At 57.6% G+C, this 26,381-nt stretch carries 25 protein-coding genes and 1 tRNA gene; 14 read left to right on the top strand and 12 right to left on the bottom strand.

Annotated features, from left to right (window positions below; genetic code table 11):
* The coding region (locus tag HMPREF2967_RS03780) for an HNH endonuclease signature motif containing protein (protein ID WP_198531019.1) at positions 1 to 599 on the top strand (599 nt) is incomplete at its 5' end.
* Between the two features lie 243 nt (positions 600 to 842).
* On the opposite strand, the gene HMPREF2967_RS03775 is transcribed toward HMPREF2967_RS03780, so the two are convergent.
* On the bottom strand, positions 843 to 1,637 hold the full coding sequence (locus HMPREF2967_RS03775) for a hypothetical protein (protein WP_232770646.1): 795 nt from the start codon (positions 1,635 to 1,637) through the stop codon (positions 843 to 845).
* A gap of 114 nt (positions 1,638 to 1,751) precedes the next feature.
* Between HMPREF2967_RS03775 and HMPREF2967_RS03770 the strand changes: the two genes are divergently transcribed.
* From HMPREF2967_RS03770 to HMPREF2967_RS03760, 3 genes are read left to right on the top strand one after another with little or no spacing between them, the layout of a single operon-like run.
* Positions 1,752 to 3,041 (top strand): DEAD/DEAH box helicase, encoded by a 1,290-nt coding sequence (locus HMPREF2967_RS03770; RefSeq protein WP_070685064.1) that lies wholly within the window; start codon positions 1,752 to 1,754, stop codon positions 3,039 to 3,041.
* The gene (locus HMPREF2967_RS03765) at positions 3,038 to 3,892 is read left to right on the top strand and encodes a 3-methyladenine DNA glycosylase (RefSeq protein ID WP_070685062.1); all 855 of its coding nucleotides are present in this window, start codon (positions 3,038 to 3,040) and stop codon (positions 3,890 to 3,892) included. The genes HMPREF2967_RS03770 and HMPREF2967_RS03765 overlap by 4 nt, the downstream gene beginning before the upstream one ends.
* Positions 3,893 to 3,948: 56 nt before the next feature.
* The gene (locus tag HMPREF2967_RS03760; protein ID WP_070685060.1) at positions 3,949 to 4,791 is read left to right on the top strand and encodes a vWA domain-containing protein; all 843 of its coding nucleotides are present in this window, start codon (positions 3,949 to 3,951) and stop codon (positions 4,789 to 4,791) included.
* A gap of 108 nt (positions 4,792 to 4,899) precedes the next feature.
* Here HMPREF2967_RS03760 and HMPREF2967_RS03755 read toward each other — a convergent pair whose 3' ends face one another.
* The 5 genes from HMPREF2967_RS03755 to secA2 form a co-directional block, all read right to left on the bottom strand.
* Positions 4,900 to 5,460 (bottom strand): MerR family transcriptional regulator, encoded by a 561-nt coding sequence (locus HMPREF2967_RS03755; protein WP_154762730.1) that lies wholly within the window; start codon positions 5,458 to 5,460, stop codon positions 4,900 to 4,902.
* Positions 5,461 to 5,759: 299 nt separating this feature from the next.
* Entirely contained in the window at positions 5,760 to 6,353 is a 594-nt protein-coding gene (locus HMPREF2967_RS03750) for a bifunctional nuclease family protein (RefSeq protein WP_070685075.1), read from the bottom strand.
* A gap of 101 nt (positions 6,354 to 6,454) precedes the next feature.
* Positions 6,455 to 7,210, bottom strand: a complete 756-nt coding sequence (locus HMPREF2967_RS03745) for a transcriptional regulator FtsR (RefSeq protein WP_070685058.1) — start codon at positions 7,208 to 7,210, stop codon at positions 6,455 to 6,457.
* Between the two features lie 107 nt (positions 7,211 to 7,317).
* Entirely contained in the window at positions 7,318 to 7,749 is a 432-nt protein-coding gene (gene odhI / locus HMPREF2967_RS03740) for an oxoglutarate dehydrogenase inhibitor Odhl (RefSeq protein WP_010186533.1), read from the bottom strand.
* 87 nt (positions 7,750 to 7,836) lie between these two features.
* Entirely contained in the window at positions 7,837 to 10,128 is a 2,292-nt protein-coding gene (secA2, locus tag HMPREF2967_RS03735; protein ID WP_070685073.1) for an accessory Sec system translocase SecA2, read from the bottom strand.
* Between the two features lie 96 nt (positions 10,129 to 10,224).
* On the opposite strand from secA2, the gene HMPREF2967_RS03730 reads away from it, so the two are divergent.
* From HMPREF2967_RS03730 to HMPREF2967_RS03720, 3 genes are all read left to right on the top strand, one after another.
* Positions 10,225 to 11,403, top strand: a complete 1,179-nt coding sequence (locus tag HMPREF2967_RS03730) for a bifunctional alpha/beta hydrolase/OsmC family protein (protein ID WP_198531018.1) — start codon at positions 10,225 to 10,227, stop codon at positions 11,401 to 11,403.
* Between the two features lie 6 nt (positions 11,404 to 11,409).
* Positions 11,410 to 11,808, top strand: coding sequence for a YchJ family protein (locus HMPREF2967_RS03725; protein WP_070685051.1), 399 nt, complete (start codon positions 11,410 to 11,412; stop codon positions 11,806 to 11,808).
* A gap of 87 nt (positions 11,809 to 11,895) precedes the next feature.
* Positions 11,896 to 11,969, top strand: a tRNA-Pro gene (locus HMPREF2967_RS03720).
* A 78-nt stretch (positions 11,970 to 12,047) separates the two neighbouring features.
* On the opposite strand, the gene HMPREF2967_RS03715 is transcribed toward HMPREF2967_RS03720, so the two are convergent.
* From HMPREF2967_RS03715 to HMPREF2967_RS03700, 4 genes are all read right to left on the bottom strand, one after another.
* On the bottom strand, positions 12,048 to 13,121 hold the full coding sequence (locus HMPREF2967_RS03715; protein ID WP_198531017.1) for a hypothetical protein: 1,074 nt from the start codon (positions 13,119 to 13,121) through the stop codon (positions 12,048 to 12,050).
* Between the two features lie 428 nt (positions 13,122 to 13,549).
* On the bottom strand, positions 13,550 to 15,169 hold the full coding sequence (locus HMPREF2967_RS03710) for a prolipoprotein diacylglyceryl transferase (RefSeq protein ID WP_232770644.1): 1,620 nt from the start codon (positions 15,167 to 15,169) through the stop codon (positions 13,550 to 13,552).
* A gap of 416 nt (positions 15,170 to 15,585) precedes the next feature.
* Entirely contained in the window at positions 15,586 to 16,995 is a 1,410-nt protein-coding gene (locus HMPREF2967_RS03705) for a TetR/AcrR family transcriptional regulator (RefSeq protein WP_070685048.1), read from the bottom strand.
* 278 nt (positions 16,996 to 17,273) lie between these two features.
* Positions 17,274 to 17,453, bottom strand: coding sequence for an antitoxin (locus HMPREF2967_RS03700; protein WP_070524820.1), 180 nt, complete (start codon positions 17,451 to 17,453; stop codon positions 17,274 to 17,276).
* A gap of 472 nt (positions 17,454 to 17,925) precedes the next feature.
* Between HMPREF2967_RS03700 and HMPREF2967_RS03695 the strand changes: the two genes are divergently transcribed.
* Positions 17,926 to 19,224, top strand: coding sequence for a site-specific DNA-methyltransferase (locus tag HMPREF2967_RS03695; RefSeq protein ID WP_083312578.1), 1,299 nt, complete (start codon positions 17,926 to 17,928; stop codon positions 19,222 to 19,224).
* Positions 19,225 to 19,242: 18 nt separating this feature from the next.
* Here HMPREF2967_RS03695 and HMPREF2967_RS03690 read toward each other — a convergent pair whose 3' ends face one another.
* On the bottom strand, positions 19,243 to 20,025 hold the full coding sequence (locus HMPREF2967_RS03690; protein WP_227486307.1) for a CE1 family esterase: 783 nt from the start codon (positions 20,023 to 20,025) through the stop codon (positions 19,243 to 19,245).
* Positions 20,026 to 20,119: 94 nt separating this feature from the next.
* Here HMPREF2967_RS03690 and HMPREF2967_RS13405 point away from each other — a divergent pair, with 94 nt between their 5' ends.
* From HMPREF2967_RS13405 to HMPREF2967_RS03665, 6 genes are all read left to right on the top strand, one after another.
* The gene (locus tag HMPREF2967_RS13405; RefSeq protein ID WP_154737134.1) at positions 20,120 to 20,323 is read left to right on the top strand and encodes a hypothetical protein; all 204 of its coding nucleotides are present in this window, start codon (positions 20,120 to 20,122) and stop codon (positions 20,321 to 20,323) included.
* A gap of 13 nt (positions 20,324 to 20,336) precedes the next feature.
* On the top strand, positions 20,337 to 21,179 hold the full coding sequence (locus tag HMPREF2967_RS12785; RefSeq protein ID WP_083312577.1) for a class I SAM-dependent methyltransferase: 843 nt from the start codon (positions 20,337 to 20,339) through the stop codon (positions 21,177 to 21,179).
* 88 nt (positions 21,180 to 21,267) lie between these two features.
* Positions 21,268 to 22,206 (top strand): ABC transporter ATP-binding protein, encoded by a 939-nt coding sequence (locus HMPREF2967_RS03680; protein WP_070524816.1) that lies wholly within the window; start codon positions 21,268 to 21,270, stop codon positions 22,204 to 22,206.
* Positions 22,207 to 22,217: 11 nt separating this feature from the next.
* Positions 22,218 to 23,015 (top strand): ABC-2 transporter permease, encoded by a 798-nt coding sequence (locus HMPREF2967_RS03675; protein WP_070596378.1) that lies wholly within the window; start codon positions 22,218 to 22,220, stop codon positions 23,013 to 23,015.
* Positions 23,012 to 24,124, top strand: a complete 1,113-nt coding sequence (locus tag HMPREF2967_RS03670) for a sensor histidine kinase (RefSeq protein WP_070685046.1) — start codon at positions 23,012 to 23,014, stop codon at positions 24,122 to 24,124. Before HMPREF2967_RS03675 ends, HMPREF2967_RS03670 begins: the two co-directional genes overlap by 4 nt.
* A complete protein-coding gene (locus tag HMPREF2967_RS03665) occupies positions 24,121 to 24,729 on the top strand; it encodes a response regulator transcription factor (protein ID WP_070596375.1) in 609 nt (202 codons plus the stop codon). The genes HMPREF2967_RS03670 and HMPREF2967_RS03665 overlap by 4 nt, the downstream gene beginning before the upstream one ends.
* A gap of 38 nt (positions 24,730 to 24,767) precedes the next feature.
* On the opposite strand, the gene der is transcribed toward HMPREF2967_RS03665, so the two are convergent.
* Positions 24,768 to 26,381 carry a ribosome biogenesis GTPase Der gene (gene der, locus HMPREF2967_RS03660; RefSeq protein ID WP_070685045.1) on the bottom strand — a complete coding sequence of 538 codons (1,614 nt, stop codon included), beginning with the start codon at positions 26,379 to 26,381 and terminating at the stop codon, positions 24,768 to 24,770.

The following is a 26,381-nucleotide window of genomic DNA, read 5'->3' as shown; positions in this document are numbered from 1 at the left end:
ACGACATCTTCTTCAACAAAGAAACAAGCGGTTCCAAACCAGCGGTGCGCACCCAAGTCATCGTCACATTGAACGAGCTCGACCAAATCATCAACGGCGACGGGGACGACATCGAACTCAACCTCACCAACGGCGGGCGGATGACCGGGGCAGAATTCCTCACCCACAAGTTTGCCGAAATAGGGTATGCCACCATCGTGCACCCCATTGAAGGACCCATCGACACCTTCCGGCTAGAGCGTGGAGCAAACTTCAAACAACGGCTTACCCTGCATGCTGAATTCCACACCTGTTCTAGACCAGGCTGCAATAAGCCGGCAGACTACTGCCAAGTCCATCATTTGGTGCCTTGGCAGGCAGGAGGCTACACCAACATCAAGAACCTGACCTTCCTGTGCGCCTACCACAACGGGATTAACGACGATGACCCACAAAGGCCTACCGGGCGCGGCTACATGTACCGGCTCAACACCGGGGTCAGCTTCATCCCACCCTGGGGCACACCAATCACCGCAATGCCCGAATACCAAGAAGCACTAGCCAGACTCAACGCCGAACAAGCAGAACAACCACCAGAGGAACCACCCGACAACAGTTAACACCCACAGCCACCACACGCAGCAACGGCAGAAAGGAAACAGCTAACCACCAGTGACAACACTGCCACCCGCGGACCACATCAAGGCACGCGGGCACATCGGTGATCCTTGACCCCCTTCAAATACCGGCAGGAACAACGCGCATTTAAGCCCTTAAAGAACGAGACCCGCCAACCGGATGAGGGTTGACGGGCCACTTGGGGTGGGTGAAGCGTCGTCAAGCGCGTGCGGCGCCGAAGATAGCTAGGCATCCACCGACGGACCACCCAGAGCCGAGTCAAGGATTCCCGCACCCACGAGATAGTTGGCCAAATCATTCAAGTCCGCTTCGTCCCCGTTGGCATCATAGCCGTCCATGACGTACTCGATAACCGCATTGCCATCCTCAAGCACTTCAGCAATCACGTACTCATCTTCCTCTCTAAAAGCGCCAATCTGGGAGCCGCGGTCCGAGGTGAAATCCTCGACGGTGCCGGCCAGCCCAACGCTTTCAGTATCGCGTATCGCATCCTTGTTCTCTGTGTACTGAGCCACGAATTCTCTGTCCGGACCATAGATACAAGAAATCGTCGGAACCCACTGAACATCTAGGCCCAGATAGTCCGCCTGCCCGAAGAATGACGTGTCCTTATAGCACTCGTCCGAAAGGTCAATGAGCGGAGCGGGCACCGGGGCAGAAACCTCGGAGGCGCGAATCCTGTCAACCTCATCGGAGTCATATGTGCTGTTCCAGTAGGCATTGTCGGAAGCACTTACGTCTTGCGGCGCATCATCAAAATCGGCAGCAACATCTTTGAAGAAAGAAACTGCAGCAAAGATAGCGACGCCTGCGATGATGGCGAATACAAGAACAACCGCCAGAACGATCCACAATGCTTTCTTCGAGCTGGGCTTCTTTTCGAGCGGCTGTGGCATCGCCGGGCCACCGACGTGAGATCCTTGATTTTGATTGATAAAGCCAGGCGGTGCTTGGTTGTGCTGCGGGTTCTGGCCAAATCCACGGGGCTGCTGCTGCGGGCTACTGAAAGGGTTCGTCATGTCGATCAATTTAGCAGAGACCTACATCACATTACTGCCAACAGTGCAGGATGCGAGGCCCATTCCCGCACTGGCTTTTCTATCTGGCAGCGAACCCAACTAAACTTCCTCCCGATGAATACTTTCGCCGACCTCGGCCTCCCCCGCGATGTTGTCCGCGTCCTTGACAAACAGGGCATCACGACCCCCTTCCCTATCCAAGAAGCCGCGATTCCCGACGCCCTCGCCGGCAAGGACGTCCTCGGTCGCGGCCCCACGGGCTCGGGGAAAACCTTCACGTTCGGCCTTCCCATGCTCACTCGACTTGCCGAATCCGGGGTCTCCCGACCGGCGCACCCCCGCGGTCTCGTGTTAGCACCAACGCGTGAGCTGGCAACGCAGATCCAACAACGCCTGGATGAACCCGCAGCCGCGCTGGGACTGCGCGTGTTGGCGGTTGTCGGCGGTGTCAACATCAACAACCACATTCGTTCATTGGCCCGCCCGGTTGACCTACTTGTTGCTACGCCGGGCCGCGCACAGGATCTCATCGACCAAGGCAAGCTTTTCTTCGACCAGATCACCATCACTGCGCTCGACGAGGCCGACCAGATGGCGGACATGGGCTTCCTTCCCCAGGTACGCAAGCTGCTTAAGCTCACCCCACCAGACGGCCAACGCTTACTCTTCTCCGCCACTCTCGACGGTGAGGTCAACAAGTTGGTTGAGCAGTTCATGCACGACCCCGTAACCCACTCCACAGCCCCCGTCGAAGCCGCCGTGGACACGATGGAGCACCACCTCATCTTCATCGGCACCCGCGAGGCACGCAACGACGTCGTCCTGCGGCTCGGTGCGCGCAAGGGCAAAACCATCATGTTTATGCGGACCAAGCACGGAGTCGACAGGCAGGCAAAGAAGTTGCGCAGAGTCGGTATTAACGCACTGCCGCTTCACGGCGATAAGGGCCAAGGTTCACGTACCAAGGCGATTGAGGGATTCGCCGACGGAAGCGTACCCGTGCTCGTCGCCACGGACATCGCCGCGCGCGGTATCGACATTGCGGATGTCTCCCTCGTCGTCCACGTAGATCCACCCGCCGAGCACAAGGCTTACCTACACCGTTCCGGCCGCACCGCCCGCGGCGGTGAGTCAGGCACCGTCGTCACACTCGTTACCGACGAGCAGCGCGAAGAGGTGGCCAAGCTCATTGCAAAGGCCGGAGTGGACCACACCGACCTCGACATCAGCGACCGCGCCAACCCCGCCAGCAGCCCCGAACTTGCCCAGATGACCGGTGCGCGCAAGCCGAAGGGCGAGCCGCTCGGGCCACCGAACCAACAGCAGCCTAAGCAGGAAGCACCGGGGCACCGCCGCCGCGGCCGCAACAACCGCCACCGTCGAGGCAGTGCTGGACAACGATGATTCTCGAGCCCAAGGATTGGCAAGCCCGGATGCGACAGCACGAGGAGGAAGCAAATGAGTTCCTCGCTCGCTATCGCCACCCAGGCTCGTATCACCCTGTCTACGACTTCCTTTTCGAGTACTACCCCGTCCGCCCCTCTCATCTGCGCCGTTGGCACCCAGGCGTAGGGGTCACCCTGGAAGGGAACGCTCCGCACAGCGAATGGCGCTACTACCGCCGCACTGCCGAGGGCATCACGATGGACACCGAGGCCTTCCTCGAACGCCGCGGCGGAACCGTGCGCTACATCCTGGAACTTCTGGAAAAGACGGCGCACAATCCCACCCAATTTGATTGTTTTGGCCTGCATGAATGGGCCATGGTGTACCACACCGATTCCCCTCGCCATGACCTGCCGTTGCGGTTGGGAGCGGAAGGGACGAACGCAGTCGTCGACAAGCACCGCATCAAGTGCACGCACTACGATGCCTTCCGTTTCTTTACTGAGCCCGCCCGCCCGCTTAACCTCACGGTGCTGACCCGTGAGGACCAACCGGAAAACGACCAGGCTGGCTGCGTCCATGCGACTATGGATTTATATAAATGGGCGTGGAAATTGGGCCCGTTGGTGCCAGGTGACTTGTTCCTCGATACCTTCCGGTTGGCGGTGGCCGCGCGCACGCTCGACATGGAGGCCTCGCCATATGACTGCCGCGAGTGGGGCTTTGGGGTTGTCCCCATCGAAACACCAGAGGGAAAGTCGGAGTATGTGCGGCGCCAACGCGCGCTTGCCGACGCCTCCGAGCCGCTCCGCGCGCGGCTTGTCTCCCAAATTAGAGCAGCGCTGAGCGCTACAATGAGAGACCATTGATGTGACCCGTCGGGGCGCCCTCTACTGCCCCGAGACCCCAGCGCGGAAGGAAAAAGATGGCCCGGCACTCGGATGGAAAGAATAACTATGCAATCGCACCGTGGGTCATCATCGTGGCCGTCCTCGCGGTTTTGGCGTTGGTTATCGGCGCATTCTTCCTCTTCCGCGGAGGGGAATCCGATTCGAGCGAGCCAGTAGCGGCGGATAAAACCACTGAGTCATCGGCTGTACAGAAACCGACGAGTGAAAGCGCTAGCACTACGTCTGCATCGACCACGCCCTCGAAGTCAGTACAGCCGTCCGAATCGGTATCAGCCACGCCCAGCACTGAAAACAAGGAAGATCAAGGGGTGGCGCCGAATACGTTGTTCCTTCTTGATACCTCCGACAACCTTGCGCCGTACTTCGATGAGGTAACCCAGGACGTGGCGGAGGCGGCGTCGGCAGTCGGCGCGGAGGGAAGCCAGGTGGCTCTCTGGAACTATTCCTCACCCATTTCAGCCACGGCCACCGTGGGCTTCCGTCAGAATGTAGCCTATGGCGACGCCGAGAACGTGGCCTTCGCAGTACGGCAATTCGGCACTGGTGGCGTTCCTCAAACTCGCAGCGCCGTAGTCGCGGCACTGGATAACGCCACGGACCAAAAGGCAGAAACGGGCAAAGACGCCCGCGTCGTGCTCGTTACTACTGGGACCCAACAAGATATGGATGACGCAAGCTTTACAGAGGCAGTCAAAGCCGCGCGCGGTCAGGGCGTTAGCTTGAGCGTGGTGCATATCGGTGAAGGTGAAAAGGACGCCGAGCTCGAAAAGCTCGCTGACTCCTACAAGACCATCTCGGACCCTTCAAATGCCCAAGAGGGCAAGAAGGCCATCGCCAACGCCGCCGGGGCACGATAACCGGGACACTTCAGGCGCATCGACGCCGCACATCAAAAAAGCCGCCGCTTCCTCTAGAGCACTGACGTGAGCTGCAGTGACTAAGAGGAGCGGCGGCGGATGGCTTCCTTAGGAGGTTTTGCGCTTGCGCCGAGCAGCCAGTTCGTCGAGGCCAAATACAACGTCGACTTCTTCGTCCTCCACAACGCGCTCGGCCGGGAAGGAAGTGATGGTTCCGGAAAGCTCCTTCAGGATGCCTGGGACAGCGATGCCAAACACGCCCTGTCCACCGGCAAGAAGGTCGATTACTTCGTCGTTCGAACGGCACTCATAAACCGTGGTGCCATCGGAGACGAGGGTGAGCTCAGCAAGATCGTTAACTCCGCGATCCCTCAGGGATTCCACCGCGAGGCGGATATTCTGCAAAGAAATGCCGGTGTCCAAAAGGCGCTTGACAATCTTGAGAACCAGCACGTCCTTAAAGGAGTACAGACGCTGGGAACCAGAGCCACGAGCAGTGCGAATCGAGGGCTTCACCAGGTCCGTGCGCGCCCAATAGTCCAACTGGCGGTAGGTAATGCCGGCTACCTGACAAGCGATGGGCACGCGGTAGCCCAGCTCCTCGTCGGGCCCGACATCAAAAAGGGATTCCTGAACATAGTCGTTGGCTGCGAAATCTTCGAGCGGCAGTGCGCTGGACTCGGGACGGTTATTCTTACTGCTCACGTAATTACTCCAGTGATACTTGAGGGGAGTTCTATTTTTCTATTAAAGGGCACGTCAGCGACCGCGTCAAGAGTCGTCCTCCGTGAACCTCTAGTAGAACTTTAGACTTTTTGAGTCACTTTGTCATCATTAGTCACACGCGTGTCATTAAAAAACCAGTGGTAGCACGACTAAAGCGACGCCACAGAGGGCGCCGCTTCTAATGTCTAGCTGGGATCAGGGCTTAGGGCTGAATTATGTGGAAGGGAGCTTAAACTCCCCTTTTACTCCTCTTCACCATCTTTGCCGCCGAGCAAATCTTCCTCGGAGATTCCGGAATCACGCATCATCTGCTCGAAGTCATCGTCCTCCAGCGCGCTCTGCTGGGAATGGCGCTCCCTAAACTCGCGCATGCGCTTTTCTGGGAACGTCTCCGGAGATTCTGCCTCGCGTTCTAGGCCGTAATATTCTTTAAGGTCCTCATCGCTAATGTAAATGGCTACCTCGTCGAGCACATCCTTCTCAAAATGAATGGGCAACCCATAGTGATCTGCGAGGACAAGAGCGTCACACAAGCGGGCATCGTGCTCTTCACCGGTTCCATCCAAGAGATCAACCATGAAAACGCCCTTACGGTACTCGGACACACAAATATGCTCGATGCCATCTAGTTGGTCCGCAAAGGCGATGAGCAGTTCATACGTGCTTGGGCGCGCATTGAAGTGCCGCTCGAGTACTTGGAGGACACGCGCGCCGTCGATGGGTGAGACCCACACCGGCACGTGCCGGTCTGCCTCCGCCCAATAGAAAAGAGCGCATAAGTTATTTTCGGGGCCAACGGGGTGGATTCCGAGAAATTTCAAGACTTCAGTGTTCATGGAATCCACTTTTACACACATTCCTTACCCATGGTTGTCGGGCCGGCTGAGTGGCGTAGAAAAGTCGTCGCCAAGCTTGCGGAAATAAAAGCCCGTATGATTTAAGGCCGGAACTCGTCACGAAGCTCAGTCTTGACAAGTGTCCCGTGAAGCGACAAAACAAGGGCCGCCATCTGCTGAGAAAGCTCCTCCGCCTGTTGCGGGGCAGTATCAGACTTCGAATGCGCCACCGGCGTCGCGACCTGCGAAATCATGTCCGCCTGGCGGCGGGCGGCATTGCGCAGAGACTTCAACTGCCGCGCCTCAAACCCGAAGGATTCCAGCGCCACGGCCGCGGACACGATGGACACGTCATCCGTATCAAAGAAGCCCGCCGGATCCGGCTTAATCAGTCCCGCAGAAACCAGCTTGGCGATGTTTTCCTGCGTGGTGCCTGCTTGGTCGGCCACATCGGCGTCGGTAAGCCGAGAAACCACCGGTGCGCGTAGCTGCTCGGCGCTGATGAGGGCCTCGGCCTGGGAGGACACGATGGCGGTAACCTGCCCCGAATCCATCGCGTCTAGCTGTTCCCGAATAACCTTGAGCGGCGTATAGTGATCGCGCTGCGCAGTCAGGATATAACGAAGGCGATCAAGGTCCTTTTGATAGTAGCGGCGGTAGCCCTTCGCGGTGCGCTCTGGAGTAATCAGCCCCTCAGATTCCAAGAAGCGAATCTTCGACACCGTCACATCCGGAAATTGCTTCTGCACGTGCTTTAGCGTTACGCCAATGGACATGGGCTTCTGCTTAGCAGGCTTGGTCTTCTTGGCCACGGAAGACGCTGCTGCGGCAGCGGCGGTGGACTTCTGCGCACTCACGATAGGACTACTACTGCTTTCTACACGGTTTCACTATGACATAAGGGGAGCACGGGAGGAAGCTTTCTCCCGGCCTTCTCCCCTAGTTCTTTAGGACAGGCACTGCCTTATTTCGGGGCAATGAATACCAAGCGGAATTTACCGATCTGGATTTCATCGCCCACTTCGAGCACCTGAGCATTGCGCGGCTCGCGGTTCACGTAGGTTCCGTTGAGCGATCCGACATCAACCACCTCGAACTGACCGTCCTTCGCACGGAACTCCGCGTGGCGACGAGACACGGTGACGTCATCGAGGAAGATATCAGCTTCTGGGTGGCGGCCGGCGGTGGTGGTCGGCTGATCAAGCAGGAAGCGAGCGCCTGCATTAGGGCCACGCTTCACGACGAGCAGGGCCTGGCCTTCAGCCAAGTTCTCAGCGCCAGCAACGGAGGCGTCAGAGCCCGCCGCGGTGCCGTTTTCCATCTCCTTAAGAAGATCTGCGCGGAAGACAGAAGTAGTTTCTGCCTGCGGTTCCGGCGTTCCGGTATTCTCGCTCATTTTTACCTCCGAAGGGTCGGATCAATGTTGACTCATTCCATATTAGCGACTCCGCCGCCCGCGCGAGTCGCCTCTCCGCAATTTACATCAACGGAAAATGTTTCCTATGCCCTTGAGCACGGAGTTTCCGCCCCCTGATAGTGGGTTATCGGAGACCATATAAGTCCACGTTGCGCTCGGGCGGGACAGGCCGTGATCCTCTAGATGGGCGCCATCTGAATCGATAAGCACGGTCTTAAAAGTATCAACGGCGTCATTAACCGCGCGCTGCGCTAGGTCTTTAAACTCGCGCACCGCGATGCGGTGGTATTCATCGATTGGCGTCTCGCGGGCGATGGCACGTAGGTGGATAGATTCCCGCACATCATCCATCAACTCCAGGTGGTCGGCCCACGCCTGGTCGAGGTGGAAGAGCATAATCTCACGGGCCGCCCGCTCGCGCGCTTCAGCGGGGACGTCACGAAGCTCAGCAGCACGCTCCGGTGCCCGCTCAGCCAGCTCCTGCCAGGCTTGGTCGGTATCGAGCAGCTTAGCTCGCCGCTCATCAATGATGATGCGCTGATCTGCGAGCAGGTGGTTGTACTTCCAGGTCTGCGCGTGAATCTCTAGAAGCTGCCCCTCGGTCACGCGCTGACAGTGCGCAATGAAATCACGAACCCTTTTGGATTCGATGAGCCCGTCGGCATCGGGACGGGCGGACAAGGATTCATCTTCCCCACCCTGTTTAACCACGTCATCTTCTAAGGAAACGAAGAAGATGGACTTGCCCGGATCTCCCTGGCGGCCAGCGCGACCGCGCAACTGGTTATCCAGACGCGAGGAACGGTGCCGCGAGGTGCCGAGCACCGCCAGACCACCCTTCTCGACGACGGCATCGCGGTCTGACTCATCAGCGCCACCCAGCTTGATATCCGTGCCGCGGCCCGCCATCTGGGTGGAAACGGTGACACGGCCGACGTCGCCAGCCTCCGCCACAATGCGCGCCTCGTCATCGTCATTCTTCGCATTAAGGACGTTAACCTCGATCCCCCGTTCGCGTAACGCAGCGGCGAGATCTTCGGACTCGGCGACGTCGTGGGTGCCCACCAAAACTGGTTGACCGGTGCTGTTGATCGCGACGATCTCGTTCACGATGGCCCGGGACTTCTCATCCACCGAGGCATAGATGCGATCCGCCTCATCGAAGCGCTGCAGTTCCTTGTTTCTATCGATGACCGAGACGTGGAGGTTATAGAACTGGCGCAGCTGATCGGTCGCCTCCACAGCGGTACCGGTCATCCCGCACACCAACGGGTAGCGGCGCATGAGTTCCTGGAGCGTAATGGTGTCGAGGATGCGTCCTCCTTCCGATACCTCCAAGCCTTCCTTGGCCTCCACAGCGGCCTGCAGGCCGTCGGGCCAGCGCTGCAGTTCGGCTACGCGGCCGCGGGAGGCATCGATAAGCTGCAGCTTTCCGTCCGTGATGATGTAGTGAATGTCACGAATGAGCAGCGCCTTCGCGTGCAGCGCCAAGTTCACTTTGACTAGTACGGAGCCGATATTCTCCTCGGAGTAGAGCGAATCAATGCCCAACTCGCGCTCGACTCGCGCCGCTCCATCGTCGGTCAGCGCTACCGTGCGCCCGTCCTCCGCAATAACGTAGTCCTGTTCCTCGCGCAGGCGCGAAACCACGTTGGTGATGTGGCCTGTGGACTCCTCACCCGGGCGGTTTCCGGCGAGGACGAGGGGGACGAGGGCTTCGTCGACAAGCACGGAGTCCGCTTCATCCACCAACGCAACATCTGCGCGCGCCTGCACCGTCTGCTCACGGGAGGTGATCTGGTTATCCCGTAGCACGTCGAAACCGAGCTCGTTGACTGGCGCATAGATGATGTCAGATAGGTAAGCCGCGCGGCGCTCCTCCGGGCCGAGCTTCTCCGTTACCGAGGCCACCGTGAGGCCGAAGAACTCCACAAGCGGGCGCATCCACTCGGCATCGCGCGCCGCGAGATAGTTATTGACCGTCACCAAGTGGACACGTTTTCCGGTCAACGCAAAACCAGTCGCGGCCATTGCGCCCACTAGGGTCTTTCCCTCGCCGGTGGCCATCTGGATGACATCACCCTCAAGCAAGCGGAGAACGGCTTGGGACTGGACATTAAATGGGCGCATACCGAGCTTGCGTTCGCTGGCCACAGCCAGAGCGGCGAGGAAACGCGACTTATCCGCAATCGCGCCATCCTTCACGCATTCCCGTGCGGTGGTGGCAACGTCTGCATCCGATAAGTTGGCAATTTCTTCCACCGCGGAATCCGCAGCCGTGACGACAGCTTTCGACTTTTTATTGTTGCGCTCGGACTGCGCGCCCATTGCCTTCCAGAACCAATCGAATGCGCCCATGAGCACTCCTCCATCCTTGTGCGTCATACAGGTCTTCTATCGACTTTAGTCAACCCCGGTTCGCAGGCGTGCAGTTGCCCTTATATCCTTGTGGGCATGCAATCCGTGAACGTGTCGCTCCCCTCCAGCACCGGTACCACGATGGCCGGAACCATCGATTTCCCAGACTCCCCTCCGCAAGCCTTCGCCATCTTTGCGCACTGCTTTGCCGGCTCGCGCCATACCCCCGGCGCCGCCCGCGCGAGCAAGCAGCTGACAAACTTTGGCATCGCCACCCTACGCTTCGACTTCCCAGGCTTGGGACAGTCCGAGGGAAATTTCGCTGATACCTGTTTCAGCCAAAACGTTGCAGACATCCAGGCCGCCGCCGAGTGGCTGGCCCAGAACTACTCCGCACCGCAGCTCCTCATGGGGCACTCGCTGGGCGGCGCCGCTGCCCTCGCGGCGGCCAACGGCATTCGTTCCCTTAAGGCCGTCGCCACCATCGGTGCTCCTTTCGATCCCGCACATTCAGTGCTGCATTACGCCGACAAGATTGGCGAGGTCGACGCCAATGGCGAGGTAGAGGTCACCTTGGGCGGCCGCGCGCTAACCATTTCGCGCCTTTTCCTCGAAGACCTTGCTGAGACCAACCCGGAGGAGTACCTTCCGCGCCTACGCAAGCCCCTGATGGTGCTGCACTCCCCCATTGATCAGACCGTTGGCATCGACAATGCGCAGAACATTTTCCGCACCACGCGCTACCCCAAGTCCTTGGTCGCCTTGGATAAGGCTGATCACCTCGTCACCAAGCAAGGCGCCGCCGCACGCGCTGCGGACCTGATTGGCGCGTGGGCGGAGCAGTTCATCGTTCCGGAGAACCTTCCCGCGCCGGTCGCAGATGACTCCGCGGTGGCAATCCCTGCGGTGGGCACGAGGATGGGCGTCGTAGTACGCCACAACGACCGTTCTGTGACCGCTGACCGCACGAAGAAAAGCGGCGGCAAGGGCCAAGGTTTTACCGCTGAAGGCCTCCTCATGTCCGCACTGGCTGTGGCAAGCACCCAGGCCATCAAGGCGGCGGGCAAGGCACACAAGATCGACGCGAAGGCTCTCGAAGCTGTGTCCGTCAGCATTACCCAAGAGTCCGAATCCCGATTTACACGTACGGTGACACTTCCTGCCTCCCTTAGCGCGGATCAACAACGCGCGCTTGGCGACGCCTCCACGTCCACCACCATCGACTCCCTCCTCACCCTCGAGGTGACCACCACCGTGACAACCGCGGCACAATAGATTCACATGATAGTTCTCAACCTTCTTGATCCGGCTGCCCGCTGTCCCTGCGGAACCGGCTTGACGTTTGGCGAGTGCTGCTCGCGCTACCACGCCGGCACGCCCGCCCCCTCGGCCGAGGCGCTGATGCGCTCGCGGTTCAGTGCTTTCGTCACCGGCGACGAGGACTATTTGCTCCGCACCTGGGACCCAGAGACCCGCCCTGAGCGCCTCAACCTCGCAGATAGCGGCATCCGCTTTTACCGCCTCGATATTATCGACACCGTCGCCGGCGGCCCCTTGGACGATACCGGCGTCGTTGAATTCGAGGCCTTCTATAAGGGCGCCGCACAAGGCTCTCAGCGGGAACGCTCCTCTTTCCGCAGGCAAGACGGGCAGTGGGTCTACTCCAGCGGCGAGTTCTAGAGCCTTCAAAACACGCGTCAACCTGGGATTTGTCGAAGCGAATACCGCTGGTGTAATCTGTAGCAGTTGCACCAAATGGTGCGGCGGCGGACTATGGCGCAGTTTGGTAGCGCACTACACTGGGGGTGTAGGGGTCGCAGGTTCAAATCCTGTTAGTCCGACAGCATCCAGGCTGGTCAGAGCTTTTCTGACCAGCCTTTCTTTTTCGCCCAGTTTATTGGCGGCCCTGTTTAGCGGATCTACTTCTCTTGGCTAAGGACGTGGCCCAGGGCGTCGATAAGCGTGCGGTGAGAATCCGGAGATTGTTCATTGAGAAAGGCCTGCCATTCCCCGCTCGGCGCTAATGCTGCAAGCAGCAAACACAACTGAGCGCCGGCCTCATATGGCAATCGATTGCGCAGAAAGTCATTGTCGATCTGCCCGGACTCTAGGAACGGAACAACGTCGGTGAAACGCGCTTCCTTAGTGTTGTCGAAGTACATCGGGCCAAAGTCATACCCCACCGCACGTGAGGCCATTATCCCGAGGTAGGTAGCCGTGCCTTCCACGGTTTCCATCCAGCGTTCTTGGCTGACGTAGTCAGGATCTGCAGCTAGGCGTTCCTTTTCCAGAGCGAGCAATTCTGTGGCCAGTTCCCTCAGCCGAGCTTGGTCTGCACCCGCGTCGCGGACTGCATCGAGCAGCCGCATTCTCTCGTCGAGCAGCTCCACCCCATGCGGGGAGAGCTCGCCAAAGACACGCGAGTCCAAAGCCCACCGAGCTTGACCGTAGAAGTGGAAGGATTCATGCGCGAAGAAGGTAATGAAGTGTTCTGAGGAGAATTGTTTGTCAAAATTATCCTCGCCGAATTTGAGGTAGTAGACATCGCTCCCCTGGACCGTCGTGGTCTCGCCCACCGTGTTGAAGTTGCCGCCGGCAATCTTAATCGGCCACAGCCTCGGGTAGATCCGGTCCAACCGATAGACTTCGAGGCCGGCGGGGTTATCGCCCATGTCTACAGGGGCAGCGAAGGGCGAAGAGACTTCTTGGGAGGGGTTGATCAGGTAGGAAAAGTGGGTCTTCCTGCTGATTAGCAGCGTGGGGAACTCGGTAGCGGCCGCATTGAGCCAGGCCGCCGGCTCCGGACGATCTGCGACGGCAGCGGCGTATTCCGAGTACTCCTCTAAGGCGCGCCGATCAATCGGGTCCAACTCTCCCACGGATATCCCTGCGGTATTACGCGCCACGTGTACGCTGCCGGCGATGATCACGACGACGAGCAGGATTACGCCGATTTCCCACCACCGGCGCGGCCGCCTCCGCGAGCTCTTCATAGTTGCGAGCTGAGATGATTTGCCCACCTACTTCACCTCCAATGGGTCGGCGGCACCGCGGACGGCGTGGCGCATGAAAAAGAAATTAGTGCTTAAAGGACTGTTGCAGTCACGCTTCCCACTCTATAGTCCGGTGTTTACGACCTACTCATCGCCTAGAACCGCCACAGGAATGCTGCTCTTATTGCGATAAACCATCTGGTCAACACCGCTGTGTTCGTTGTGCCAGCCCAACACAAGGGCAAACGCCATCACAGGCAGCTCTGAAATACGCACTCACGCTGCTATAAACAGCAAGCTTTGGCCCAATGCTGCGCTTGCCTACCCCTCAATCGCTCATGCAAACAGCCCCACTGCGGATGCAATGGGGCTGTTCTGTATTGCTCTGCCTGAGATTTCTCTGCTCAGGCTGGAACTACGAGTTGGTCTTAGCGGTTAGCGCGCCACGGAATGCCTTCCTTGGGCAGGTAGCCCAGCAGGTAGAGGTAATCAATAGCGCCGAAGATGGAAACGATTAGACCGCCACCGAGAATCGCTCCAAGGAATGAGTAACCAACAGCGGAGGACATATCAGCGTCTTCACCATCTTTACCATCTTTGCCGTCGACGCCATCGCGGCCGTTGATGCCATCCTTGCCGTCAAGCCCATCGCGGCCGTCGCGACCGTCACGGCCATCCTTGCCGTCGGCGCCGTCCTTGCCATCACGCCCATCGCGGCCGTCGCGACCGTCACGGCCGTCCTTGCCGTCGGCGCCGTCCTTGCCATCACGGCCATCGCGACCATCGCGGCCGTCCTCACCGTCGCGTCCATCGCGGCCATCCTTGCCGTCGGCACCGTCCTTGCCATCACGGCCAGGCTCCCCGTCTTCACCGTTATTATCCTCATCATCGGAATCTACAGGGGCCGAGGTAGTGGAAGCAGGCTCGGATTCCTCCGTCGGATCCTCAGGTTCGGCCGCCTCGGACTCAGTAGATTCAGGCGCAGTCGACTCTGCGGACTCAGAAGCCTCATCTGATGCGGAGGGTTCACTCGACTCGGAAGGCTCAGTGGACTCGGAGGGCTTCTCGGAATCAGAAGGCTCGGCGGACTCAGAAGGCTCAGAGGACTCGGTTGTCGAGGTGGAATCCGGCGCTTCGTCGCTGACCTGCTTGCCATTGAGCATGTCCGCACACTTCTGTCCAGCCGGTGCGTTAACCTCGGCCAACGCAGAAGCCGCGGTCGAGATACCAGACAGGGTGGACTCAATTTCCTTGCGCTGAGTATCGCTCAGCTTCAAGTCCTTAGCGGCACTAGCGCCCGGGAAAAGGCCAGCAATCGTAACGGCGGCATTAAAAACCTTCAATACGGTAGCGACTCCAGTACCGAAAGCACCATCAGCAAACTTGATGAGCCCAGAGACGGTCTTCTTCGCCGCATCCGGGTTCTTCAAATCGACATCAGCATCGGAGTTCTCGATCTTTGCGATAGCCATGCCCTGCGCACGTGCGAGGTCCCACGTGACATCCTTGTCTTTCTCGCCTTCACGGACCATTTCAGCGATCCGCTCCCACGAGCTTGCGCCAATCTTCTTGATGAAGTCCGACGGGACGAGATCGCCGACAACAGGAATAACTTCCCATACGGTCTGCAGCAGCTTGTTGCCGCCATCATAGAATGCACGAGCTAGGTCGAGCTTGCGCTCAAGAATCTCGCCTTCCTTACCAGGAGCATCAGAAATCTCACAGACCAGCTTGCCGTCCTTCTCGACGACCTTGATCGAAGCGTCAGCCGTCGATGATTCAGTGCTCTTCAGCTCATCAAGCGTCGTCGGTTTGCTGTTTTCCGCGTCATAAAAGCTGATGTCGTTGTTGCGAGAGTCGCGGTCAAGCTCTTCAATCGCGTTATCACCAGCGTTGTCTTCATCAACCAGGTTGCCGTCTTCGTCGAAGGCAGTGCCGTTGACATCAAGAGTGCCAGTGCCATTCTCCTCATGAACGAAGGAAGATTCTGCCGGTTCCTCTACCGCAATTGCCTGAGGAGCAACGATAACGGAAGAAAAGGTAGCCACTGCCGCTACAGTGGCGACAATGCGAGAGCGAGTAGGGCGCATAGTTAGTCTTTCTTAAACTGAAGTGAAAACCCGCTTAGCCTTATAAGGCTTGCGATTAAGGTTCGGACGTGGCCACCATACAACCTGCAGAGTATATTTTCTACACTTGAGCAACTACTTGCTACCCCCATTCAGAGACACCGGCCATCGACATCTTTGCCGTTCACGCCGTAAACATTAGTCGCTCCAGACCGATTTCTACCCCCTTCACGCAATGAATGCGCCCAGCCAAAGCCCACGTCCACACCACCCCGACAAGGTGCCGCCACCCTCAGATATTGACAAAAGAATCCCCACTTTCACTCTAAGAAAGTAGGGAGGAATATGATGCGAATCACTCTCAGTTGAGCATCCCGCACGCTCATTTCACTGAACTAGCCTGCCATGCCATTGAGGCTTCGCATGATGCCGCCGAGTTCGATATCCATATACTGAGTCAGAATTTCAAAAATAAAATCGGAATTATACCCACGCAATGGCCCGTTGGTGCTCAGCATGGCAAGACCGTGGGCGCCAGCCCACACTGAAATCACTAATGTAAAAAGAACCCATGGAGTGCGCGGCCCGTCCACCTCATCGATAGCCTCGCGTACGAGAGACATAATGAACCCAAAGGCTCGGCCGAACTCGCTGAAATCACGTTGAAGCTCGACCGCTTTATTCGCGTTTGGCAGGAAGTCATCCTCAAACGACATGGGCACGATCGGGCCGGATGCGATCTTAATGAGCGCCTCAAATCCTTGCGGGTCATGCAAAGCATGCGAGACATATCCATAGCCCGTAGCTTTAATCTTCGACACTGCGCTAGCGTCCTGCGGCAACGCGGCTACCTGACGGTAAATGAACTCATAGTTGATTTTGTCCAAATAGCGCTCCAAGAAACTCGCCAGCTCTTGGTCGCTTTCAATAAGGTGTTCAGCCTCTTGGACGCTAAGTCCTGCTCGTTTTGCGGCGCCACCGATATGCAAGCCAGTCACGCCGTGGTCTAGAGCCTCCTCAACGGCACCTCGGAGCAGAGCTCTCCGCTGCTCTTCTTCAGTCCCCCGCGGAAAGTTTTCTGCACTGATTAGGAGTGTTTCAGGCTGCTCCCCTGCCAGGCCGCAAGGTTCGGCGCGCTTGATACGCTCGCCCCTAAAAAAGGGATAAAGACCAACGCTCAGCGTATCCATGACAGCACTAAAGGTTTGTTTTTTCGCCGCTGGCGAGAGGTAGCGCAGAATCCCTTCGGCTGCAAGCTGTGTAACGCCGTGTAGGTGGGAGAATATCGACAGAGCGGAGAGCAGCGTCCCATAGGCATCGAGCTCCGTGCCGCCGGATTCTTTAATAGCGTCTTTAGTCAGGTCAAAAAGAATACGCATAATGGGGCAGGTGTCAGCCTCTCCATCACGGCTAGCAAAGTCCTCAGCCGTCAATCCCGTGCGGGGAGAAGCGTAGACAGCAGTAAAAGCCGCAAAAGAGGATGGGTCCTCGACCGCAAAAGAAAAGTAGGACAGCGCGGTAGCACGAAGCTTATCTACCGCGGTCGCATTTTCGGGCAATCCTTGTAGGTGCACATCAATAGTTGACGTCAGTGCATCATTGAGAGAGTGCTTAGTTGCCTCGACGAGTTCCGCTTCGGAAGCAAAAAGTGCCTGAGCTTCCGCAAGAGGCACATCAACCTGGTCAGCAACCTCCCGAAGGCGCACTTCATCGATGCCCGCCTTAGCAATGACCCGGCCAGCTTGCTCAATCAGAAGCTGCTTAAAGGGCTGGCTACTTTGTTCCACACCTACTGAAGTATTCACAGTGTTCAGCCTACCTAGGAAATGACCGATTTTATATTCATAAACACAACATAGGAGGATTTAAAGGTTTCTCTCAGATTCCTTTTCTCTATCAACTCGCCCATATTATGTCCCAGCCGAAACCAACATATACATTGCTACAAAACTTATACAGTCCTGCCCACATCGTGGACAGGACTTATAGAGCGAGCCTAGCGTGGCATTTCAGAGGCAGTGGGTTCTTACTCCTGCGACGTCAGGGTACCAGGCACACTGCCTCCGCCCTCAATTTTTAGGACTTAAGCGCCCTCGTTACCGATACGATCATCGAGCTGGTCGCGAGCAGAGTCAATCTTATCGGCCTTATCTTCGCCGAGCTTACCCTTAGCAAGATCAGCGCCCTTGTCCAGTGCGCTGTCCGAAACCTGCTCGCCCTTATCGGAGTTCAGCGCGTCCTTTGCCTTGTCAAAAATACCCATTCCTACAATCCTTTCGTTGCTTTTACTGTTTCTAACCGTGCTAGCTACCAACGTGTCAATACGCCTGCGGCTACAACCGATCAGTAGGCGTGAACCCCATCGATCGGCTCCGCACACTACGAACAAGTGCACTATCGACCGCGGCATTCACGTTGCGAGCCATCACGAGACTCCACCGTACCGACGCACCAGAGTCTTCGCCACACGAGTTATTAATCACCCTAGTTATGAGACGTACCGTTCCCACACAAAGCAGCACTCTAAGAATTCTCAGGGTCGGCGCATCCGTTTACCCCCTCCACCTACCCCTTTTCGTTCAACAACTTGGTAAAAGCAGGCGCGCTTTCGTTAGCATTGCTGTGCACTCTAGGACACACTTCTTTGGCTGCGCTCCGCGCTCAGTTCTTTGCGCAATAATTAACGCACATACCCTCGTCCGTAGATCAATCGCCAAAGTACAAACCTGCCCACAATGCCTTCCCCTCATTCTGAGCCAACTCCCCGACCCGCTACACAACCTGATTCTTCGACGCCCTCTCATGGGCTAGAAATACCCACAAACGATGACTCAGCCTTTGGCTTAGTGTGGCCCGGAAAGAATGCTGCCGCTGCGCTTGCTGCCTCTCAAGCTGCGGGGAGGCAAACGTTGATAAGCGGCTCGGATTCCACCACCAATTCAGTCACCGTCGCCGATAATCTATCCGCGCTCAAGAGCTTTGTTGCCCGCGGTATGAAGGCCGACGTCATCTATATCGACCCGCCGTATAACACCGGCAAGGATTTTGTTTATCGCGACAACTTCCGCCAACGGCGAGAAATGCGCTCAGAGCACTTTGGTCAATGGCATGCCGAATGGCTTTCTATGATGCTTCCGCGACTGATCCTTGCGCGTGAAGTACTCGCAGACACAGGATTCATCGTGGTTTCGATCGGCGAATCAGAATGTGCCCATGTACGCCTACTCCTCAACGAGGTTTTCGGCGAGGATTGCTTTGCAAGCCAGCTCATTTGGAAAAAAGGCGGTACTGGAAAGAATGATTCAAGATATGCCGTCCAAGAGCACGAATATGTCCTTTGCTACGCTAAATCTCCGGAAAACTCCGGGTTCAATGTTGATCTAGGGGCGCAGACATCGACCCGCTACAACCATCGCGATGAGAAGGGTAACTATTCCCTCGTTCGCCTAGATTCCAAGACCTTGGGTTATCTACCAAGCCTCGACTTTCCCATCGTCGGTCCGAATGGTGATAAATACTGGCCTCATCAACCCGACGGGAAGTCGAAGGTCGCGCGCTGGCGTTGGGGGCGGGACAAAGTTGATAAGCACTATGACGACCTGGTTTTCAGACGCGGCTTTGTCTATACCAAAAACTATGAAAAGAAGGGTGCGCGCCCACGCTCCATACTGGACGGGGAACGATTCGGTGTAACCCGTACAGGCCGTCGTGACGCTGAAGAGGCACTCGGTGTTAAAGGCGTATTCGATTTTCCCAAACCAGTGCGGCTTATCAAGCACCTCATCGCAATCGCCGGCGGCCCCAACGCGGTAGTCCTCGACTTTTTTGCTGGCTCTGGCACCACCGCGCAGGCCGTCGTCGAGCTCAATCGCGAGGATGGCGGCCAACGCTCCTTTCACCTCGTACAGATTCCGGCCCCCACGGAAACCACCAGTGCCGCGCACCAAGCTGGTTATAAAACGGTGGCAGATATCTGCTTAACGCGGGTTCGCTCCCTCGGCATCCCCTTTAATCACTACACGCTGAGCGAGTAGTCCACGAAGGAATCAATCCTAGGCCACTCCGTGTTCCTCGGTGTCTGCAGGCCGGCCGGGGATACCGAAGAAGTCTAGTACCGCGTCGGTGGCAAAACCTTTACCCACCTCAGTTTTCGTAGCGTTGTTTCCACCAGGCCACACGTGGGATCCGCCTTCGATGCGAATGTGCTGCAGCGGTGCTTGGCAGGCAGTCCATGTCTCTCTGGTGGCACCGTTTGTGAGACGTACGGACTCAACGTCGCCACGACACTTGTTACGACGCTGATGCTGCCCGAGCACTTCTGCGACCGAAGCATAAGCAGTCTCGTGCCGCACGCCGCCCTCATAGTTGACAACGGGGTCTTTTGTACCGTGAATATCCAAACGGCCAACAGGCTTGTCTGAGCAATCCGTATGGATGCCTTCGTAATAAGCCGCCGATACAGTAGCTACCGAACGAAACGTCCCCGGCATACGGCAGGCTAAGAATGCCGCGAATCCTCCTCCATTGGACAGGCCCGCAGCGAAGATAGCGTTATCGTCTACCTCATAAGTCGCGCGCAGGCTGTCCACGATTGCTCGCACGAATTCTAGGTCTTCTTCCGCGCTGGTAGCAGCATAAGGTGCCGGAGCCCACGCCGCATTTTCCCCTGCAGGGTAGGCGACTATGGCGTCAGCCGCATCAAACTGGCTGTATTGCTCCATGTTTTCCGGAGAATCTGTATAACCGTGGAAGGACAACAGGACCGGCCAGGATCGATCTGCAGTGTAGTTTTCGGGCACGTGGAGGAGAAAACTACGTCCGGAGGCCAACTTCATTTTTTTCGTGTGCCCGGGGTCGGGGCCAACGAGCATAGGGGCGACGGGAAAACCGAGGTCACTTCTCCACTCTGCTGTTGATGGAGAAGTAGTCGTGTCTTCTTCAGGCGAGCTGCACGAGACCAGCGCCATGACGCAAGCTGCGGTTGAGATGATCCCAGCCAGCGTGCGCGAACACCGCAGCCATGCTGCAGAATCTTCACTCATCATTTGCCTCGCCACGCTCGCCCTCGGGAAAATATCCTCGTCCACCTTAAAACATCCCACCGACATCCACGAACCTGCAGCACCGCGGTAGATTTAGGAGCATCATGAGCCCAACTCCTTCCGAATCAACTGATTCTCCCAGCGCCTCATCCCCTTTCCCGGTTCCCGAGCATTACCCCAGCTATCGCCCGGCTTCGGGGAAAGAGGCACCGAGCTTCAACACAGTTCAGCAGCGTCTTCGTTCTGCCCAATCATTCAGCCACGGCGCCGACGCCTATCATGACGTGCGTCCTGGTTACCCGCAGGAGGTATCACGGCTCATTGCCTCCGCGCGGACTGTCCTCGATGTTGGCGCAGGCACCGGAAAGCTCACTGAATCACTAAGCAACCCCGTTGTCTACGCCAGCGATCCATCCCCTGACATGACCCGAGTCCTAAACCGCCTCGGGGTGCCGTGCTGGCGTGCAACTGCCGAGAACACTGCGCTTGCCGACGCCTCCCTCGACGCCCTCACCTGCGCGCAGACCTGGCATTGGGTTGACGTCCAACGAGCCTGTGCAGAGTTTGACCGGGTTCTCCGCCCCAACGGAAAAGTCCTCTTGGTGTGGAACACTCTGGACGTCAATGCGGACCCGTGGGTCCTGCGTCTTTCCCGCATCATGCATTCCGGAGATGTCCACCGTCCCGGTTTCTATCCCGCTTTTTGTGAACCATGGACGCTTCGCCAAGAGCTCCGCTTGACGTGGGAACACGAGCTGAGCCCCGAAGGCCTTCATGCTCTCATGCATACTCGCTCATATTGGCTTCGCAATGGCCACAAGATCCATGAACGCATGACACATAACCTCAACTGGTACCTCTTCGAACACATGGGCTTTCGCCCCGGCCAAGTCCTTCGCATTCCTTATCGGACGGATGCGTTCTTATTGGCCCGCGCTGGCGAGTAGCCAGCCCGCCCCAACCATGACAACTGTCACGTCTAATTGGTGACACCACGTCTACGCTGCACATATCTGCCCACCATAGCGTGAAGATATGAGCACAACACGCACTCTCCTACCAGTCATTGACGTCAATGGCGTCAGCAAGGTTTTTAATGCGGCCTCGCCCAATCCTGTACAAGCGCTTCACGACGTCTCCCTTTCCATTCATCGGGGCGAAATCGTTGGCCTGCTGGGAACGAACGGCGCCGGAAAAACGACGCTTATTGATCTCATCCTGGGCCTGACAACACCGACATCCGGCACTATCCAGGTGCTCGGAGAAAGCCCACAGACCGCTATTAAAAGCGGACGCATAGGAGCCGTCATGCAATCCGGCGGCCTTCTTCCTAACATCACCGTCAAGGAAACCCTCGAGCTCCTCGGCGCGGCCTTCCCATCTCACCGTGCGTTTGACGACATCATCGAGCGCGCAAATCTAGGAGATATCCTGTCGCGCCGCGTGAGCAAATGTTCCGGTGGTGAGCAACAACGCCTTCGCTTCGGACTGGCTCTCTTAGGAGATCCGCAAGTGCTGCTTCTCGACGAGCCAACTACGGGGATGGACGCCGGTGCCCGACACCACTTCTGGGAAACTATGCGCGAAGAGGCAGATGCCGGCCGCACCATCGTGCTCACCACCCATTACCTAGAAGAAGCCGAGACCTTTGCCCAGCGCATCATCATGCTCAACAAGGGCCACATTCAAGCCGATGGCTCGACAGAAGAGATCCGCAACTCCAACTCCACCCGCATCGTCCGGGCCACCTTTCCCGGCGAGGTACCACATGTGCTGACGGCCAACCTACTTCCCGGAGCTATCCACCAAGAGCAAACAGACACGGGGCTGGTCATCACTGCTCGAGACTCTGATGCGGTGGCACGCTACCTGCTTAACGAAACCACTGCTCGCGACATCACTATCACAGGACACAGCTTGGAGGATTCCTTCCTCGAGCTCTACAACGCTACATCCAGTAACACCACGCGATAAGGAGATTTCACATGAGCCCCCACACCGCTGCGCACCCTACTCTTCGCACCACCCTCAACTACGCTGCCCACGACTTAAAGCGGCTACGTCGCGACCTGCCTACGCTCTTTTTCAGCGTTGGCCTTCCAATCATCTTCTATATTCTCTTCGGCGCCATGCAAGAATACGGCCAAGTCGAGTTTAACGGCGGAAATGTTGCTGCCCTGGTGATGATCGGCATGGCGCTCTATGCCGGTGCTACAGGTGCTGTTGGCGCCGCCGGCTCCATGGTTGCAGAAAACCGTGCAGGATGGGGCCGGCAATTGGCGCTCACTCCCCTGCGCTCTTCCCAGCTAGGGATTTCCAATTTCCTCAATATCGCGGTCCGCGCGATCTTACCGATCGCCGCTGTCTTCATTACCGGTGCACTCACCGCAGCAAGCATGCAACCGACCCAGTGGGCATTAGCATTTCTTGCTACCGTCGCCTGCGCTATCCCCTTCGGCTTCTACGGCATGGCCTGTGCCATGCTCTTTCCCTCAGAAAACACCGTCTCTATCACGACATCCACTATTGTCATTCTCGCCTTCGCCGGAAATGTTTTCATGCCGCTAAAAGAATCGCTACTCGTGGTCGGACGATTCACTCCGATGTACGGCGCACAGGCTCTTTCGCGTGGGCCTTTGTCTGAAGGCGCCCAAATGATCAATAGCGAGCAGCTCTTTATTGAAGACCCGCTATGGTACGCATGGGTTAATATCGCTGTATGGACAATGGTTTTCGTCGGGTTGTGCCTGATTCTTCACAAGCGCGACAAGAACCGAGCATGATGAGTAGCTTCAAGGTTCGCAATGCCGCTTTCGCAGCTATTTGGTTGATCTTTCTCCTGCTTGTCCTTCTCCAGGTCTTGTTCCTTCCCACTTATACGCCTGCTCAGCGGACCTGGGCTGTGGCCATCACTGTGCTTTTCTGTGTGGCCTATTTTCTCTCCTTTGGTTCTGTCGACTTCTTTCCGCGCGGCTGGACCTTGGATCAACGCGTCACCCTTCGGTGGGTTATCCTCGCGCTACTCGCCCTAGCATCTATTCCGGGATATGGTGCCTGGGCTGTCGCCTTCGTCCCATATCTCGGAGCGCTCGTAGCATATACACAACCGTTCAGGACTGCCACGACGGTTATTATGCTCACCGGCATACTTGCTGGTATCCCCGCATGGATCTACGAGAATCCTCGCTTTATGGACCTCGCGATCATCCTCTTCGGCTGGCCGCTTCTCATCTTGGTCCTCGGAGCGTTGTCCCAGCGCGAGGACACTGAGACAGCTCTTCGCCATGATTTGGATCTGGCGCATCAACGCGAAGATATTGCCTCCGATATCCATGACCTTCTCGGCCACTCGCTTACTGCTATCAACCTCAAATCCGAAGTAGCCCGTCGGCTCATCGAACACGACCCCGCCAAGGCAGCTGCCGAGCTCGAGGAGATCAGCGCCCTGTCAAGGATGTCACTCGCCGAAGTCCGCTCGACTGTTACTCGTATGAAGAACCCCACCTTTGCCGGCGAGATTCACGCTGCGCGCCGAATCCTCGAAACCGCCAGAATACAAACTCACCTTCCGGATACCCTCACGCACCCACAGTCTCATGAAGATCTGTTCTCCTGGGCGTTACGGGAGCTTAGCACCAACGTCGTGCGACATTCTGGGGCTACCGAATGCTGGGTACTACTCACGGAGAACTCCCTCAAGGTTATGGACAACGGCTGTGGCTTCACAGAAGACGCTACGCGTGCACTTGCCTCCGGTCTCACGGGCCTCGCAGGTCTTCGCCGCCGGGCAGAAGCCGCCGGCGGTGAGGTCACAATCGAGCGCGCCGGCGGTTTGACCACAGTCCGCGTGACGCTCAAAGGACCTGATACGCAGGAGGTTAAGCAGTTTTGACGAACGCCATCCGGGTGCTCATTGCCGAGGACCAGTCTCTAGTTCGCGGCGCGCTGACCGCGCTCCTTAATACCGAGCCGGACATTGAAGTCGTTGCAGGCTGTGGCTCTGGGACAGAGGTCGCGGAGCTCGTCGCTAAGCACAGCGTTGACGTGGCTTTACTCGACATTGAGATGCCTGGTATGAACGGCATCGATGCTGCCAAGAGTATCGCCAGCACCGACTGCCGGAGCCTTATCGTCACCACATTTGGACGGTCCGGTTACGTCAAACGCGCTCTCGAAGCAGGTATAGATGGCTTTCTCGTCAAAGACACCCCTCCCGATGAACTCGCTGATGCCATCCGCCGTGTCCATTCGGGTTTGCGCGTTATCGATCCGCAGCTTGCTCAGGACATTCTCTTCGCCCCCGACAACCCACTGAGCGAACGAGAAATCGAGGTATGCCGCCTGTTAGTCCGTGGACTCGGCTCCGCTGATATCGCTTCGCAACTTCACCTCAGCGGCGGGACCGTGCGCAACCACGTCTCCGCCATCATGGCGAAGACGCGGGCTGGAAATCGCTTCGAGGCTGCTCGGCGGGCCGAAGCAAACGGGTGGATTTGAGGCCTCTTCGTGGTTCCGCCTTCAGCCCGCTAGCGGAGCTATCGGCGTTGGCGGCGCTCGCGCACGCGCACCGCGATGCGCACGGGCGAGCCGTGGAAACCGAAACGCTCACGGAATTTACGCTCTAGGTAGCGACGATAGCCAGCGTCCAAGAAGCCGGTTGTAAACAGCACGATGGTCGGTGGTTGCGTCGACGCCTGAGTGGCAAAGAGCACTCGCGGCAGGCGGTTATTATTCATCGGCGGTGGATTCGCGGCAATCGCGTCACGCATCCAATTGTTGAGCTGACCGGTGGACACGCGCTGATCCCAGCTTTCTAGGGCCTCGATCATGGCGGGCTCAAGCTTTTGCAGGGCGCGCCCGGTCTCAGCAGAGATATTCACACGGGTCACCCACGGCAGGTGGCGCAGGTTCTCATCAATTTCGCGCTCTAGGTAGTAGCGGCGATCCTCATCCACAAGGTCCCACTTGTTAAAGGCAATAACCAAGGCTTTTCCGGCCTCGAGAATCATGTTGAGGACGCGTTGGTCTTGCTCCGAGACTTCTTGGGAAGCGTCGATAAGCATGACGCACACCTCGGCCGCATCAATCACGCCGCGCGTGCGCAAGGAGGCGTAGTACTCGTGGCCCTGCGCGTTTTTAACCTTCTTGCGCAGACCTGCGGTATCAATGAACTTCCACAAACGCTGGTCCAGCTGCACCAGGGAATCAACTGGGTCGACCGTGGTGCCTGCAGCATTGTCTACCACGGAGCGCTCCTCCGCCGTCAGCTTGTTCAGCAAGGAGGACTTGCCCACGTTCGGCTTGCCCACCAACGCCACGCGGCGAGGACCGGAGGTAATCGAGGAATGACGCGGTTCCGCAGGGAACAAACGGAGGATCTCATCGAGGACGTCGGCACCGCCCCGACCATGCTGAGCAGATACTGGCCACGGATCGCCCAAACCAAGCGCGTAGAACTCGGCCATGTCTGCATACATGGTTTCCGAATCAAACTTGTTGGATACCAGGATGACTGGGACCTCGGAGCGCTGCAATTTCCGAGCCATAACCGCATCGGTCTCAGTGATGCCCACCTTGGTGTCCACCACGAATACGATGACGTCGGCAGTTTCCATCGCCTGCTCTGCCTGGCGTGCGATGGCGGCATGGATTCCCTTGACGTTCGGGTCCCAACCTCCGGTGTCCTGAACAAAGAAGCGCTGGCCATTCCACTCCGCTACATAAGACACGCGGTCACGGGTCACGCCCGGGTGGTCCTCTACAACAGCTTCACGGCGCCCAAGGAAGCGATTCACCAGAGAAGACTTGCCCACGTTCGGGCGGCCCACTACGGCCACCGTGCACAGGTTTTCCTCCGTATGGCCCTCACCGACACCAAAGGCGTGGGATAGGGCTTCCCATTCTTCCTCGCTCAGCGGAGCCTCATCATCGAAATCGGTCTCATCCTCACCAAAATCGGCCTCGCTGAATTCAGACTCGTCGAATTCATAGTCAAAGTCTTCAGAGTCGAAATCCTTCGGAGCCCAACCGCCGTGCGGATCGCGTACGACCTCTTCTTCAAGCTTTCCGGCCGGATAGTGAAATTCCGTCTCAAAGTCTTCCGGCTGCTGCGCCGGATTTACATCCGGATTCTGCGGTTCATTAGTCAT

The sequence above is a fragment of the Corynebacterium sp. HMSC059E07 genome (assembly GCF_001814395.1).
In the GTDB taxonomy this organism is placed as follows: domain Bacteria; phylum Actinomycetota; class Actinomycetes; order Mycobacteriales; family Mycobacteriaceae; genus Corynebacterium; species Corynebacterium hesseae.
The sequence above is the reverse complement of the archived record's forward strand: the minus strand, read 5'-3'. Positions and strand labels throughout refer to the sequence as shown.

What these genes read in the sequence shown, in the direction of transcription:
- HMPREF2967_RS03750 (WP_070685075.1), bottom strand. Translation starts at nt 6,353, where the DNA reads ATGAACACTGAAGTCTTGAAATTTCTCGGAATCCACCCCGTTGGCCCC.
- HMPREF2967_RS03765 (WP_070685062.1), top strand. Translation starts at nt 3,038, where the DNA reads ATGATTCTCGAGCCCAAGGATTGGCAAGCCCGGATGCGACAGCACGAG.
- secA2 (WP_070685073.1), bottom strand. Translation starts at nt 10,128, where the DNA reads ATGGGCGCATTCGATTGGTTCTGGAAGGCAATGGGCGCGCAGTCCGAG.
- HMPREF2967_RS03775 (WP_232770646.1), bottom strand. Translation starts at nt 1,637, where the DNA reads ATGACGAACCCTTTCAGTAGCCCGCAGCAGCAGCCCCGTGGATTTGGC.
- HMPREF2967_RS03760 (WP_070685060.1), top strand. Translation starts at nt 3,949, where the DNA reads ATGGCCCGGCACTCGGATGGAAAGAATAACTATGCAATCGCACCGTGG.
- HMPREF2967_RS03675 (WP_070596378.1), top strand. Translation starts at nt 22,218, where the DNA reads ATGAGCCCCCACACCGCTGCGCACCCTACTCTTCGCACCACCCTCAAC.
- der (WP_070685045.1), bottom strand. Translation starts at nt 26,381, where the DNA reads ATGACTAATGAACCGCAGAATCCGGATGTAAATCCGGCGCAGCAGCCG.
- HMPREF2967_RS12785 (WP_083312577.1), top strand. Translation starts at nt 20,337, where the DNA reads ATGAGCCCAACTCCTTCCGAATCAACTGATTCTCCCAGCGCCTCATCC.
- HMPREF2967_RS03690 (WP_227486307.1), bottom strand. Translation starts at nt 20,025, where the DNA reads ATGAAGTTGGCCTCCGGACGTAGTTTTCTCCTCCACGTGCCCGAAAAC.
- HMPREF2967_RS03770 (WP_070685064.1), top strand. Translation starts at nt 1,752, where the DNA reads ATGAATACTTTCGCCGACCTCGGCCTCCCCCGCGATGTTGTCCGCGTC.
- HMPREF2967_RS03730 (WP_198531018.1), top strand. Translation starts at nt 10,225, where the DNA reads ATGCAATCCGTGAACGTGTCGCTCCCCTCCAGCACCGGTACCACGATG.
- HMPREF2967_RS03700 (WP_070524820.1), bottom strand. Translation starts at nt 17,453, where the DNA reads ATGGGTATTTTTGACAAGGCAAAGGACGCGCTGAACTCCGATAAGGGC.
- HMPREF2967_RS03715 (WP_198531017.1), bottom strand. Translation starts at nt 13,121, where the DNA reads ATGAAGAGCTCGCGGAGGCGGCCGCGCCGGTGGTGGGAAATCGGCGTA.
- odhI (WP_010186533.1), bottom strand. Translation starts at nt 7,749, where the DNA reads ATGAGCGAGAATACCGGAACGCCGGAACCGCAGGCAGAAACTACTTCT.
- HMPREF2967_RS03680 (WP_070524816.1), top strand. Translation starts at nt 21,268, where the DNA reads ATGAGCACAACACGCACTCTCCTACCAGTCATTGACGTCAATGGCGTC.
- HMPREF2967_RS03670 (WP_070685046.1), top strand. Translation starts at nt 23,012, where the DNA reads ATGATGAGTAGCTTCAAGGTTCGCAATGCCGCTTTCGCAGCTATTTGG.
- HMPREF2967_RS03695 (WP_083312578.1), top strand. Translation starts at nt 17,926, where the DNA reads ATGCCTTCCCCTCATTCTGAGCCAACTCCCCGACCCGCTACACAACCT.
- HMPREF2967_RS03725 (WP_070685051.1), top strand. Translation starts at nt 11,410, where the DNA reads ATGATAGTTCTCAACCTTCTTGATCCGGCTGCCCGCTGTCCCTGCGGA.